Source organism: Mycobacterium sp. E342, assembly GCF_001667665.1.
Classification (GTDB): Bacteria; Actinomycetota; Actinomycetes; order Mycobacteriales; family Mycobacteriaceae; genus Mycobacterium.
Genome location: NZ_LZJM01000157.1, coordinates 1 through 13596 on the forward strand (window position 1 = coordinate 1; position 13596 = coordinate 13596).

12 protein-coding genes and 1 pseudogene are annotated in these 13596 nt (G+C 67.7%); 11 read left to right on the forward strand and 2 right to left on the reverse strand.

What is annotated here, in order from left to right; all coding sequences use genetic code 11:
- The 11 genes and pseudogenes from A5692_RS10820 to A5692_RS10870 all read left to right on the forward strand — a co-directional run.
- Positions 1–262: pseudogene (locus tag A5692_RS10820) on the forward strand (MCE family protein); the annotation flags it as partial.
- Positions 259–1299 carry a virulence factor Mce family protein gene (locus tag A5692_RS10825; RefSeq protein WP_068055591.1) on the forward strand — a complete coding sequence of 347 codons (1041 nt, stop codon included), beginning with the start codon at positions 259–261 and terminating at the stop codon, positions 1297–1299. The pseudogene A5692_RS10820 and the gene A5692_RS10825, both read left to right, overlap by 4 nt.
- Positions 1296–2888 carry a virulence factor Mce family protein gene (locus A5692_RS10830; RefSeq protein ID WP_068055594.1) on the forward strand — a complete coding sequence of 531 codons (1593 nt, stop codon included), beginning with the start codon at positions 1296–1298 and terminating at the stop codon, positions 2886–2888. The genes A5692_RS10825 and A5692_RS10830 overlap by 4 nt, the downstream gene beginning before the upstream one ends.
- Positions 2885–4498 carry a virulence factor Mce family protein gene (locus tag A5692_RS10835; protein WP_068055599.1) on the forward strand — a complete coding sequence of 538 codons (1614 nt, stop codon included), beginning with the start codon at positions 2885–2887 and terminating at the stop codon, positions 4496–4498. The genes A5692_RS10830 and A5692_RS10835 overlap by 4 nt, the downstream gene beginning before the upstream one ends.
- A 113-nt stretch (positions 4499–4611) precedes the next feature.
- A complete protein-coding gene (locus tag A5692_RS10840; RefSeq protein WP_068055604.1) occupies positions 4612–5763 on the forward strand; it encodes a virulence factor Mce family protein in 1152 nt (383 codons plus the stop codon).
- On the forward strand, positions 5757–7307 hold the full coding sequence (locus A5692_RS10845) for a virulence factor Mce family protein (protein ID WP_068055607.1): 1551 nt from the start codon (positions 5757–5759) through the stop codon (positions 7305–7307). The genes A5692_RS10840 and A5692_RS10845 overlap by 7 nt, the downstream gene beginning before the upstream one ends.
- The gene (locus A5692_RS10850) at positions 7277–8158 is read left to right on the forward strand and encodes an Mce protein (protein ID WP_156766021.1); all 882 of its coding nucleotides are present in this window, start codon (positions 7277–7279) and stop codon (positions 8156–8158) included. The genes A5692_RS10845 and A5692_RS10850 overlap by 31 nt, the downstream gene beginning before the upstream one ends.
- Positions 8155–9123, forward strand: coding sequence for an RDD family protein (locus tag A5692_RS10855; RefSeq protein ID WP_068055610.1), 969 nt, complete (start codon positions 8155–8157; stop codon positions 9121–9123). Before A5692_RS10850 ends, A5692_RS10855 begins: the two co-directional genes overlap by 4 nt.
- Positions 9120–9674 carry a mammalian cell entry protein gene (locus tag A5692_RS10860; protein ID WP_068055654.1) on the forward strand — a complete coding sequence of 185 codons (555 nt, stop codon included), beginning with the start codon at positions 9120–9122 and terminating at the stop codon, positions 9672–9674. The genes A5692_RS10855 and A5692_RS10860 overlap by 4 nt, the downstream gene beginning before the upstream one ends.
- The gene (locus A5692_RS10865) at positions 9641–10330 is read left to right on the forward strand and encodes a mammalian cell entry protein (RefSeq protein WP_068055656.1); all 690 of its coding nucleotides are present in this window, start codon (positions 9641–9643) and stop codon (positions 10328–10330) included. The genes A5692_RS10860 and A5692_RS10865 overlap by 34 nt, the downstream gene beginning before the upstream one ends.
- Before the next feature lie 18 nt (positions 10331–10348).
- A complete protein-coding gene (locus tag A5692_RS10870; protein ID WP_068055613.1) occupies positions 10349–11023 on the forward strand; it encodes a YoaK family protein in 675 nt (224 codons plus the stop codon).
- Here A5692_RS10870 and A5692_RS10875 read toward each other — a convergent pair.
- On the reverse strand, positions 11016–12125 hold the full coding sequence (locus A5692_RS10875) for a phosphodiester glycosidase family protein (protein WP_156766022.1): 1110 nt from the start codon (positions 12123–12125) through the stop codon (positions 11016–11018). The two genes, A5692_RS10870 and A5692_RS10875, sit on opposite strands and share 8 nt — an antisense overlap.
- Positions 12126–12204: 79 nt before the next feature.
- Positions 12205–13581: a YhgE/Pip domain-containing protein gene (locus tag A5692_RS10880; protein WP_068055617.1), complete on the reverse strand. Its 1377-nt coding sequence runs from the start codon at positions 13579–13581 to the stop codon at positions 12205–12207.
- Positions 13582–13596: the final 15 nt, after the last annotated feature.

Genomic DNA, 13596 nt, shown 5'->3' on the forward strand with positions numbered 1-13596 from the left:
CGGCGGGCTGGCCGGCGTGGTCGGCGGCGCGCCCAACCCGTACACCTACCCGGAGAACCTGCCGCGGGTGAACGCGCGCGGCGGGCCGGGGGGCGCCCCCGGTTGCTGGCAGCAGATCACCCACGACCTGTGGCCCGCACCGGAATTGGTGATGGACAGCGGCAACAGCATCGCGCCGTACAACCACCTCGACACCGGCTCCCCGTACGCCATCGAGTACGTGTGGGGCCGCCAAGTAGGGGATAACACGATCAACCCATGAAAATCACCGGAACCATCGTCAGGCTCAGCATCTTCTCGTTGGTGCTGCTGATCTTCACTGTGATGATCATCGTCGTGTTCGGTCAGATGCGTTTTGACCGCACGACCTCGTACTCGGCCGAGTTCGCCAACGCCAGCGGGCTGCGGGCGGGCCAGTTCGTCCGCGCCTCCGGGGTGGAGATCGGCAAGGTCGACTCGGTCGAGCTGGCCGACGGCGGCAAGCGGGCGCGGGTGAAGTTCAACGTCGACCGCTCGGTGCCGCTGTACCAGTCGACGACCGCGCAGATCCGCTACCTCGACCTGATCGGTAACCGCTACCTCGAGCTCAAGCGTGGCGAGGGCGAGGGCGCCGACAAGATCCTGCCCAAGGGCGGCTTCATCCCGGTGTCGCGGACCTCGCCGGCGCTGGACCTGGACGCCCTGATCGGTGGTTTCAAGCCGCTGTTCCGCGCGCTGGACCCGCAGAAGGTGAACACCATCGCGACGTCTCTGATCACGGTGTTCCAGGGCCAGGGCGGCACCATCAACGACATCCTCGACCAAACCGCGCAGCTGACCAACCAGCTCGGTGAGCGCGACCAGGCCATCGGCGAGGTCATCAAGAACCTGAACATCGTGCTGGACACCACGGTCCGCCACCGGCAGCAGTTCGACCAGACGGTCAACAACCTCGAGGTGCTCATCACCGGGCTGAAGGACCACGGCGACCAGTTGGCCGGCGGGACCGCGCACATCAGCAACGCCGCCGGCACGGTCGCCGACCTGCTCGCTGAGGACCGCGGGCTGCTGCACAAGACGCTCAACTATCTGGACGCGATCCAGCAGCCGCTCATCGACCAGCGCGACGGCCTCAACGACTACCTCAAGAGGGTGCCCACCGCCTTGAACATGATCGGACGCGCCATCGGCTCCTACGGCGACTTCGTGAACTTCTACGCCTGCGACATCACGCTCAAGATCAACGGTTTGCAGGGCGGCGGCCCGGTCCGCACGGTCCGGCTATTCCAGCAGCCGACGGGTAGGTGCACGCCGCAATGAGAACACTGGAACCGCCCAACCGGGTTCGCATCGGGCTGATGGGCATCATCGTGACCCTGCTCGTCATCGGCGTGGGTCAGAGCTTCACCAGCGTGCCCATGCTGATGGCGAAGCCGCACTACTACGGCCAGTTCACCGATACCGGGGGCATCGGGGTGGGTGACAAGGTGCGGATCGCCGGCGTGGACGTCGGCAAGGTCGAGGCCATCAGCATCGAAAACGACCACATCCTGGTCAAATTCAATCTCGGCACCGCATCCATCGGCACCGAGAGCCGGCTGGCGATCAAGACGGACACGATCCTGGGGAAGAAGATCCTCGAGGTCGAGAACCGGGGCAATCAGCAACTGAGGCCCGGAAACTCGTTACCGATTGGGCAGAGCACGACGCCCTACCAGATCTATGACGCGTTCTTCGACGTCACCAAGGCGGCCCAGGGCTGGAACATCGACACGGTCAAGGAATCGCTGCACGTCCTGTCGCAGACCATCGACCAGACCTACCCGCACCTGAGCGCGGCGCTCGACGGCGTCGCCAAGTTCTCCGACACGATCGGAAAGCGCGACGAGCAGGTCAAGCATCTGCTCGCCCAGGCCAACCAGGTGGCCAGCGTCCTCGGTGACCGCAGCGAGCAGGTCGATCGCCTGCTGGTCAACACGAAGACGCTGCTGGCCGCCTTCAACGAACGCGGCCAGGCCATCAATGCGTTGTTGGCGAACGTCGCCGCCTTCTCCGAACAGGTCAAGGGCTTTATCAACGACAACCCGAACCTCAACCACGTGCTCGAACAGCTGCGCACGGTCAGCGACATCTTGAAGGAGCGCAAGGACGACGTCGCCGCCGGGCTCACCGAGGTCGGCAAGTTCCTGCCGTCGCTGAACGAGGCCATCGCGTCGGGACCGTTCTTCAAGGTGGTCCTGCACAACCTCGCGCTGTACCAGATCATCCAGCCGTGGGTTGACGCCGCCTTCAAGAAGCGCGGCATCGACCCGGAGAACTTCTGGCGCAGCGCCGGCCTGCCGGAGTTCCGGTGGCCCGATCCCAACGGCACCCGATTCCCCAACGGGGCACCGCCGCCGGCACCCCCGGTGCTGGAGGGGACGCCGGAGCACCCGGGGCCGGCCGTCCCGCCAGGGTCGCCCTGCTCCTACACCCCGGCCAACCCGGGCGGCAACGTGACCGTCGGCGACGAGGGTCTGCCGCGGCCGTGGAATCCGCTGCCGTGCGCCGGTGGGGGCATCGGACCGTTCGGCGGGCCGGGCTTCCCGGCGCCGGTCGACGTGCTGACCTCGCCGCCGAACCCCGACGGTCTGCCGCCCACGCCGGGCATCCCGATCGCCGGCCGGCCGGGCGACCCGCCCCCGGACGTCCCGGGGACGCCCGTGCCGCTGCCGGCGCAGGCACCGCCGGGCGCGCGCACCGAGAACCTGGCGCCGGCCGGACCGACGCCGCCGCCGTCGACGTTCGCGCCCGGGTTCCCGCCGGGACCGGCGGCGCCGCCCGGACCGGGCGCGCAATTGCCGGCGCCGTTCATCAACCCAGGCGGAGCGGGAGGCAGCGGCGCTGCCGGGGGAGGTAGCCAGAATTGAGCACCGCCTTTGACATCCGGAACATCCGGCTACCGAAGCTGACCCGGGCGACCGTCATCCTCGGGTCGCTGGTGATCGTGCTGGCCGTGGTCGTCGGGTTCGTCGGCTGGCGGCTTTTCGAGAAGCTGACCAACAACACGGTGGTGGCCTACTTCCCGGCGGCGAACGCGCTCTACCCGGGGGACAAGGTCCAGATCATGGGGTTGCGGGTGGGCGCGATCGACAAGATCGAGCCGGCCGGCGACAAGATGAAGGTCACCTTCCACTACGAGAACAAGTACCGGGTTCCCGCCAACGCCAACGCGGTGATCCTGAACCCGACGCTGGTGGCGTCGCGGGCCATCCAGTTGGAGCCGCCCTACAAGGGTGGGCCGGTGCTGGCCGACAACGCGGTGATCCCCGAGGACCGCACGCAGGTCCCGGTGGAGTGGGACCAGCTGCGCAACAGCATCACGAACATCATCTCCAAGCTGGGCCCGACGCCGGAGCAGCCGACCGGACCTTTCGGTGAGGTCATCGAGTCCTATGCCAACGGGCTGGCCGGCAAGGGCAAGGAGTTCAACACCACGCTGAGCAACCTGTCGCAGGCGCTCACCGCGCTCAACGAGGGCCGCGGCGACTTCTTCGCCGTGGTGAAGAGCCTGGCGCTGTTCGTCAACGCGCTGCACAAGGACGACCAGCAGTTCGTCGCGCTGAACCAGAACCTGGCGGAGTTCACCACGCGGCTCGCGCACAACGACAGCGACCTGTCGAACGCGATCGAGCAGTTCGACGGCCTGCTGTCCACGGTGCGCCCGTTCCTGAACAAGAACCGCGAGGTGCTGACCTACGACATCAACAACCTGGCGACGGTGACTAACACGATCCTGCAGCCCGATCCGCTCAACGGGCTGGAGACCGCGTTGCACGTCCTGCCGACGGCCGCGGCGAACATCAACCAGATCTATCACCCGTCGCACGGATCGGTGGTCGCCATCCCGGCGATCACGAACTTCGCCAACCCGATGCAGTTCATCTGCAGCTCGATCCAGGCGGGCAGCCGGCTCGGCTACCAGGAGTCCGCGGAGTTGTGCGCGCAATACCTGGCGCCGATCCTCGACGCCATCAAGTTCAACTACCTGCCGTTCGGTGCCAACCTGTTCAGCACCGCCGAGACCCTGCCCAAGGAAGTGGCCTATTCGGAGGACCGGCTGCACCCGCCGAACGGATACAAGGACACCACTGTGCCCGGCATCTGGGTTCCAGACACCCCGACGTCGCACCGCAACACCCAGCCCGGCTGGATCGTGGCGCCCGGGATGCAGGGCCAGCAGGTCGGGCCGATCACCGCGGGCCTGATGACGCCGGATTCGCTGGCCGAACTCATGGGGGGCCCCAACATCGCGCCGGTCCAGTCGAACCTGCAGACTCCGCCGGGACCGCCGAACGCCTACGACGAGAACCCGATCGTGCCGCCCATCGGCCTGAACGCGCCGGTGCCGATCCAGCCGCCGCCGCCTGGACCCGACGTGGCCCCGGGCCCAGTGGCCCCGACGCCGGCGCCGGTCGCGGCGCCCGCACCCAACGCGGGTGGGCCGGCTGTCCCCGCTGACCTCGGGGGTGGCCAGTGAGGCGCGGGACGAGCGCGGTACGCGCGAGGAGCAAGCCGAACCGTCTAGCACTGAGGCGCGGGACGAGCGCGGTACGCGCGAGGAGCAAGCCGAACCGACGGCCAGTGAGGTCGGTGAGACTGGTTCGCCGCGGGGCCTGGCAGGGGCTGGTCCTGCTGGTGGCCGCACTGGTGTTGAGTTCGTGCGGCTGGCGTGGGATCTCCAACGTCGCGATCCCGGGTGGCCCAGGCAGCGGCTCGGGTGCCATGACGCTCTACGTGCAGGTACCCGACACGCTGGCGATCAACGGCAACAGCAAGGTGATGGTGGCCGACGTCTTCGTCGGGTCGATCAAGAAGATCGAGCTGAAGAACTGGATTGCCACGTTGACCCTGGGCGTCGACAAGAGCGTCAAGCTGCCGAAGAACGCCACCGCCAAGATCGGGCAGACCTCGCTGCTGGGTTCCCAGCACGTCGAGCTCGCCTCGCCGCCGAGCCCGTCGCCGCAGCTGCTCAAGGATGGCGACACCATCCCGCTGAAGAATTCCTCGGCGTATCCGACCACCGAGCAGACCTTGGCGAGCCTATCGCTGATCCTGCGCGGCGGCGGCATCCCCAACCTGGAGGTGCTGCAGAACGAGGTCTACAACATCTTCAACGGCCGCGGCGAGGCGATCCGGTCCTTCCTGGGCAAACTGGACACCTTCACCAGCCAGCTCAACGCGCAGCGCGACGACATCACCCACGCGATCGACTCGACCAACCGGCTCCTGGGCTACGTCGGCAACCGGGCCGACGTCCTCGACCGGGTGCTGACCGACATCCCGCCGCTGGTCAAGCATTTCGCCGACACCAAGAACCTGCTGATCAACGCCGTCGACGCGGTGGGACGCCTCAGCCAGGCCGCCGACCAGTACCTGTCGGAAGCCCGCGGGCCCCTGCACACCGACCTGCAGGCACTGCAATGCCCGCTCAAAGAGCTGGGCCGCGCCTCGCCGTATCTGATCGGTGCGCTGAAGCTGATCCTCACGCAGCCGTTCGACATCGACACGGTGCCGAAGATCTTCCGCGGCGACTACATCAACATTTCGCTGACGCTCGACGTGACCTACAGCTCGGTGGACAACGCGTTCCTCACCGGCACCGGACTGTCGGGGGCCCTGCGCGCGCTCGAGCAGTCGTTCGGGCGTGATCCCGAGACGATGATCCCCGACGTCCGCTACACGCCGAACCCGAATGACGCGCCCGGCGGGCCACTGGTGGAAAGGGGGGACAGGAATTGCTGACTCCTTTCGTCAGACGCCAGCTGATCGCGTTCGGGATCCTGACGGTCATCTCGCTGCTCGTGCTCGGGGTGTACTACCTGCAGATCCCGAGCCTGGTCGGCGTCGGCCGGTACACGCTGAAGGCCGAGCTGCCCGCGTCGGGCGGCCTGTATCCGACGGCGAACGTGACGTATCGCGGCATCACCATCGGCAAGGTCACCGACGTCGAACCGACCGAGCGCGGCGCCGAGGCGACGATGAGCATCGACAGCCGCTACAAGATCCCCACCGACGCGACGGCCAACGTGCATTCGGTGTCGGCCGTCGGTGAGCAATACCTGGACCTGGAGTCGACCGGGAACCCGGGCAAGTTCTTGTCGGACGGTCAGACGATCACCAAGGGCACGGTGCCGGCCGAGATCGGCCCGGCGCTGGACACGGCGAACCGCGGGCTCGCCGTGCTGCCCAAGGACAAGATCGCCCAATTGCTGGACGAGACAGCGCAATCCGTCGGCGGACTGGGTCCCGCCCTGCAGCGGTTGGTGGATTCCACTCAGGCGATCGTCGGCGATTTCAAGACCAACATCACCGACGTCAACGACATCATCCAGAACTCGGGACCGATCCTCGACAGCCAGGTCAAGTCCGGTGATGCCATCGAGCGCTGGGCGCGCAACCTGAACAGGCTGGGCGCCCAGTCCGCCCAGGAAGACCAGCACGTGAAAAGCGTGCTGCGCCAGGCGGCGCCGACGGCCGACCAGGTCAACGAGGTGTTCAGCGACGTGCGGGATTCGCTGCCGCAGACGCTGGCCAACCTCGAGGTGGTGTTCGACCTGCTCAAGCGGTACCACACCGGCGTCGAGCAGGTGCTGGTGTTCCTGCCGCAGGGCGCGTCGATCGCCCAGACGGTGGCGGCGCCGTTCCCGAACATGGCGGCACTGGACCTGGCGTTGTCGATCAACCAGCCGCCGCCGTGCCTGACCGGCTTCATCCCGGCATCGGAGTGGCGGTCCCCGGCCGACACCAGCATCCAGCCGTTGCCGTCGGGCACCTATTGCAAGATTCCGATGGACACCCCGGCCAACAGCGTGCGCGGGTCGCGCAACATCCCGTGTACGGACATCGAGGGCAAGCGGGCGGCCACGCCGCGGGAATGCCGCGACCCCAAGCCGTACGTGCCGGCGGGTACCAACCCCTGGTACGGCGATCCCAACCAGATCCTGACCTGCCCCGCCCCCTCGGCCCGCTGTGACCAACCGGTGAAGCCGGGCCAGGTGATCCCGGCGCCGTCGATCGACACCGGCCTCAACCCCGCCCCCTCCGACCGGGTGTCGGGTACGCCCCCGCCGACCAGCGACCCGTTGTCGCGACCGGGGTCGGGTACGGTGCAGTGCAACGGCCAGCAGCCCAACCCGTGTGTTTACACCCCCAGCGGACCACCGGTGGCGACCTACAGCCCTCAAAGCGGTGAACTGGTAGGGCCAGACGGGGTTAAATACTCTGTCGAAAACTCGGCCAGAACAGGAGACGACGGATGGAAGGAGATGCTGGCACCAGCCGGCTGAACCCCCCACCGATGCCGAAGCTTCGTCGTCTGAGCAGACGGCGTTCGAAGAACCAGGACCCGGCGGTCGCCGCCGACCCGATCAGCCCGGAGGTGACGGCCGAGGATTCGTCAGAATCCGAGGGCGGAGCCGAGCCGATCAGCCCGGAGGTGACGGCCGAGGATTCGTCAGAATCCGAGGGCGGAGCCGAGCAGATTAGTCCGGAGGTGACGGCGGAGGATTCGTCAGAATCCGAGGGCGGAGCCGAGCAGATCAGCCCAGCGGTGGCCGCCGATGAGCCCGCCGAACCGGAGGGCGCAAGCGAGGAGACCAGTCCCGAGGCCGCACCCGATGAGGCCGCCGCCGAGCGCCGCCCGTCGCGGTTGGGCCGGGGCTGGCTGGCCGGCATCGCCGCTGCGCTCGTGCTCTGCGCCGCGGCCGCCGGCGCCGGCGGTTACTTCGCGTTGCGTTACCACCACGAAAGCCAGGCGATCGCCCGAAATGACGCCGCGGCGCTCAAGGCCGCCGTCGACTGCGTCTCGGCGACCCAGGCCCCCGACACCAACGCGATGGCCGCGAGCGAACAGAAGATCATCGACTGCGGCACCGACGCATTCCGCTCCCAGGCGCTGCTCTACACCAGCATGCTCGTCCAGGCGTATCAGGCCGCCAACGTCCATGTCCAGGTCTCCGACATGCGGGCCGCCGTCGAACGCAACAATCCCGACGGTTCCGTCGATGTGCTGGTGGCGGTGCGCGTCAAGGTCGCCAACGACCAGACGCAGAACGAAACCGGCTACCGCCTGCGGGTGAAAATGGCGATGGCCGAAGGGCAATACAAGATCGCCAAGCTCGACCAGGTGACGAAGTGACGGTGGTGGTCGAGAAGCCACCGGCCACGGCCGCCCAGGAGCCCACTTCGAATGCCCTGGCGCCCTGGCATCTTCGCGCCGGTGCGTTCGCCGTCGACGTGCTGCCGGGTGCCGCCGCGGTGGCCACGATGGCGCTGGTGTTCTTCACCGTTCCGCCGCGAGGCGTGTGGTGGTGGCTCTGCATCGCGGCCATCGGGATCGTGATCCTGCTGGTGCTGGCGAACCGGCTGCTGTTGCCGACGGTCACCGGCTGGAGCGTGGGGCGGGCCCTCTTCGGCGTGGCGGTCGCGCGGCGCGATGGCGAGCCCGTCGGGCCGTGGGCGCTGCTGCTGCGCGACCTGGCCCACCTGCTCGACACCGTCTCGGTGGTGGGATGGCTTTGGCCGCTGTGGGATTCGGGGCGCCGCACCTTCGCCGACATGCTGTTGCGCACCGAGGTGCGACGTCGGGAACCCGCCGAGCCGGCATTCGGCGTGTGGCGGTGGACGACCGTCGTGGTGCTGGGCGCGACCGCGCTGTGCATCGCCGGCGCGGCGATCAGCTACGCGGCGGTGTTCGCCCCCGATCGGGCCACCGACCGGGCCCGGGCCCAGCTCGACACGCAGGGGCCCAAGATCGTCGCGCAAATGCTGACCTACGACCCCAAGTCGTTGCACGACGACTTCGCCCGCGCCCTGGCGTTGGCGACCGACAAATACCGCAAGCAGCTGGCCGCCCAGCAAGACATGGTGCAGAAGGGCACCCCGGTCATCAACGAGTACTGGGTGACCGACCACGCGATCCAGTCGGCGTCGCCGGATCGGGCGACGATGCTGATGTTCATGCAGGGACGGCGCGGCGCCGCACCCGACGAACGCTACATCTCCGCCACCGTCCGGGTCACGTTCACCAAGGACGGCGGCCGTTGGCTCGTCGACGACCTCACTGTGCTCACCAAGCCCAAACCGGCCGGGGCCGAAAAGTGAGCCCGCGCCGCAAGTTCACGCCGGACGAGCAACCCCTGCTGGTCCCGAGCCCGGTGCCGCCGGGGCGGCCCTGGGGCCTGGCGTGGGCCAGCGCCGTCGCCGCCGTTTTCATGGCGGCCGCGATCACGGTGTGCAGCCTGATGCTCGCCAACCATGAATCCCGCGAGCGCGCCGCGTCGAGGAACCGCGAGGTGCTCAGCTACGTGACCGGCTTCATGACGCAGTTCACCTCCATCGACCCGTTCCATGCCAACGACTACGTGACACGGGTTCTCGCCCAGGCGACCGGCGACTTCGCCAAGGAGTACCGCGACAAGGCGAACGAGATCTTGCTGCAGGTGGCCCGCGCCGAACCGGCCACCGGCACCGTCCTGGATGCGGGGGTGGAGCGATGGAACGACGATGGCAGCGCGACCGTCATCGTGGCGACCGCGGTCAGCACCAAATCGCCCGACGGTAAACAAGTCTGGGAAAACGCCAACCGGTGGACGGCGACCGCAACGCAGGAAGGGAAGCAGTGGAAGATCAGCAACCTGCAGCAGGTGATCTAGCCGCCGACGAGACCGCCGCCTCGGAGGGGCGCGCGGATTCGCCAAACGCCGACGAAGGCGCTTCTGCCGCAGAAGAATCCACGACGGACGACGATGCCGCCGCCGACGCGCAACCCGGCGTTCGCACGAAGCGGCGATGGCTGGCCGGCAAGCGGCTGGCGATCGCCGTCATCGCGGCCGCGGTGCTGTTCGTCGGATCGGCGGCCTTCGCAGGTGCGACCGTGCAGCCATACCTGGCCGATCGTGCCGCCGCGGCAACCAAACTCAAAGTGGCGCGGACCGCGGCCGATGCGATCACCACGCTGTGGACCTACACGCCCGAGAACATGGACACCCTCGCCGACCGCGCGTCACGCTATCTCAGCGGGGATTTCGAGGCGCAGTACCGCAAGTTCGTCGACGCCATCGTGGCGCCCAACAAGCAGGCCAAGATCACCAACCACACCGATGTCACGGGCGCGGCCGTCGAATCGATCGACGACTCCAGCGCCGTGGTCATCGTGTACACCAACACCACGTCGACCAGCCCGTTGACCAAGAACGTGCCCTCGCTGAAGTACCTGTCCTACCGGCTGTTCCTCAAGCGCGCCAAGAACCGATGGCTGGTGACCAGGATGACGACCATCACGTCGCTGGATTTGACGCCGCACGTCTAGCGCGGTCTGCTACGACCCATGGCCGTTACCTCGCCGGTGTCGGAGCGCTCGACCGTCGCGGCTCTGCTGTTGTTGACCTTCGCCACCGGCCTGGCGGACTCGATCAGCATCCTGGTGCTCGGACACGTGTTCGTGGCCAACATGACGGGAAACGTTATCTTCCTGGGCTTTTGGCTGGCGCCTCGAACGAGTATCGACCTGACCGCGGTCGTGGTAGCCCTGCCCACCTTCGTCTGCACCACGATCCTCAGCGGCCGGATGTCGCGGCATTTCGCCGACCGGACGCGGGCGTGGATCACCACCGTATTGGCAACGGAGATCGCCCTTTTGCTGGCATTGGCGACGCTGGCCGGCACCGGCGCCCTGCGGTATCACGACAACACCAAGCTGATCATGATCGGCATTCTCGCGGTCACCTTCGGCCTGCAGCACTCCAGCGCGCGCCAGTTCGGCATCCAGGAACTGTCCACCACAGTGCTGACGTCGACGATCGTCAGCCTTGGTCTGGACAGCCGCCTGGCCGGCGGGAGCGGCGCCCGTCAGGCGTTGCGCCTCAGCGTCGTGTCGACGATGTGCGCCGGCGCCTTCCTGGGCGCGACGATGTCACGATTCGTCGTCGCTCCGGTCTTCGCGGTCACGGCGGCCGTGGTGGCGGCCAGCCTGCTGATCTTCCGCTTCGGGCCGGCTAGTTGAAGGCCAGCCAGCTGGGCAGCGCCCGTTCGTGCGAATCGCAGAGCACCTGCCGGGTGTCGCACGACCCGCGCGGCGAGCCCGCGCCCGCCCACATGCCGCCCGTGTCACGGCGCAACACGATCGCCGACGACCCACCGCCGTCGAGCAGGACGGCGTTGTCGCTGCCGAGGCCGCGGAACAGGTCTTGCATGTTGTCCGGTGTATAGCTGCCGCCCTCGAAGATGTACATCTCGTCTTTCTGCCTCGAGTACGCCAGAGCCGTTCGCGCGGCGCTGGGTCCTCCGTCGTGCAGCTGCTGACTCTGGCCCGGTGCCAGCAGCCCGATCCCGGACACCGCGACGAACCGCTCGTTCTTGTTCAGCAGGTCGGCGACCACGGGAGTGGCCGAGTCGTAGTCGTTCTTGGTCCTCGGCCACACCACGTACGGCGCCCCGCCGGACGGCAGGATCATCGTCGTCAGGGCGCTCCAGCTCTCGCCGCCACCCGAGAGGCCTTGCTTGCCGGGGTAGGCGACGGTGCCGGTGACGGCCTGGTTGGCGCGGCCCTGGCCGTGGGTGTTGTCCACGAAGGCGCCCAGCGGTGAGCTGCAGCCGGTCTGCCGCCACGAGCCGCCCTTCTGTCCGCGCACGTCGAAGAAGTTGGCGTTGATCGCGATCGTCGGCTGGCCCATCCGCTGCCACGCCTGCAGCGGCGCATAGAGTTCCGACGCCTGCCACAGCCCCTCGGCGGTGCGGGCGCCGGGATTGCTTTCGCAGCGCGCCTGATCCCCTTGGTGGGTGTCGACCAGCAGGTGGGGCGACAGTCGTCCGGCAGCGTTCTTGATGATCATCAGGTGGCCGCCGTTGTTCATCTCATACCAGCTGCCGCCGGCGTTGAGCATCGGCGCCGGGTGACCCGGTCCGAAGTTGTAGACCAGGTAGGACCCCTTGGTGGTGTCGATGGCGTTGGCCAGCAGGTCACGGCCGTCGGCGGCGCGCGCCACCGGCTGTCCGGTGCTGTTCGCGAGGGCGACGCACGCGACCACGGCGGTGCAGCCGGCAACCAGCCGGCGCAAGCTGGCGCGTCGGGTCAGCACGATCGCCCTTTCCACCCGGACCTGGATGCAACATCAACATCATCAGTCACATCCGTCACACTGTCAATCTAAGTCACGGGCGGATGACGCTTGGGCGACGTTCGAATTACGTTTGCTCGCTTGAGGTTTCGGGCTCGGGCTCGGGCTCAGCCGCGCGCTCGTGCTTGCCCTGGCGCGCCTGGTGTTCCATGGCGATCGCCATCTCGACCGCCCCCGCGATCCGGTGGTAGCCCTTGCGGTCGTAGAGGTGGGTGACGACGCCGCCCAGGAGCAGTCCGATGACGAGGCCGATCGAGGTCATGACCAGCGCCTGCGATATCCCGGTGTCCGCGCGCCCGTGGAAGTACAGCAGCGACCGGGTGCCCAGGAAGACCTGGTGCATGGGCTCGAATTCGGCCAGCCAGCGGAAGAAGGGCGGCGTGGCCTCCAGCGGCACGGTGGCACCGGCCGACGGCAGCCCCAGGATCACGAAGATGAGCATGCTGACCAGCAGGCCGCCGGTGCCCAGCACCGAGAGCAGCGAACTGGAGGTGATGCCCACTGCGGCGATCGCGAACATCCCGTAGGCCCAGAGCTGCCAGCCGAGACCGATGGGCATGCCCAGCCCGTGGGCGATCGCCAGATACACCGCCGAGGTGAGCAGCCCGAGCAACACCATGATGGCCCACTTGAGTAGCAGCGTCTGGAAGCGCGAGATCCTGACCTGTTCGGCGAAGCGGTACACCGGCCCGAATTCGGCTGGTACGTAACCGAGCAGGGCGTCGACCAGGGTGCTGACCACGATGCTGCCGGTGAACCCCGCGAGCAGTAGCAAGAGGGCGTAATAGAAGGCGGACAGCCCGTTACCGGTGCCGTTGGGCAGCGGGTTGTACACGGTCGATTCGATCTCGATCGGAGTGGACAGGCCCTCTTCGGCGGCCCCGGCGAGCGGGGCGCCGCCGGTCTGCGCCTTGACCTGCGCGAGAAGTCGTTCGCCCACTTCGCCATTGGCCACGCCCATCGCCATGTTCAGGGTCTGGCCGGCGATGCTGGCGCCCAGCGTGCCGGCCCGCGGGTTCGTCGAAATCGTGATCACCGGCCGCTCCGCAGGACCGGGAAGCACCGCGCTGGCGCCCAGATCCCGTAGCTTCGACGAGAAGCTCGGCGGTATCAGCACCGAACCGTATACGTGTCCCGTCTCCAGCTGATGCTTGGCCGCGTCGCGGGCGAGCACGCGGACGTCGAACTTGTTCTTGTCCAGGCCGTTGACCAATCGACCCGTCAGCTCCGCCCCCGCCGGCCCGGCGTCCTCGTTCACCACGGCGATGGGGAAGTGCCGCAGGTTGGTCATCGGGTTCAAGATGCCGCCGAGGTAGAGCGCGCACAGCGCCGACATCAGGGCCAGCGTGATGACCAGCGGCGCGGCCCAGAACCGCACCGTGCGGACCGCCTTGATGCTCCGGTCGGGGTTGGGCGCCGCGTGCTGCGGCCGCGATTGAGACATGCCGGCTCCTGTCTG

Coding starts and splice junctions, on each gene's coding strand:
- A5692_RS10825 (WP_068055591.1), top strand. CDS start 259: ATGAAAATCACCGGAACCATCGTCAGGCTCAGCATCTTCTCGTTGGTG.
- A5692_RS10830 (WP_068055594.1), top strand. CDS start 1,296: ATGAGAACACTGGAACCGCCCAACCGGGTTCGCATCGGGCTGATGGGC.
- A5692_RS10850 (WP_156766021.1), top strand. CDS start 7,277: ATGGAAGGAGATGCTGGCACCAGCCGGCTGAACCCCCCACCGATGCCG.
- A5692_RS10870 (WP_068055613.1), top strand. CDS start 10,349: ATGGCCGTTACCTCGCCGGTGTCGGAGCGCTCGACCGTCGCGGCTCTG.
- A5692_RS10880 (WP_068055617.1), bottom strand. CDS start 13,581: ATGTCTCAATCGCGGCCGCAGCACGCGGCGCCCAACCCCGACCGGAGC.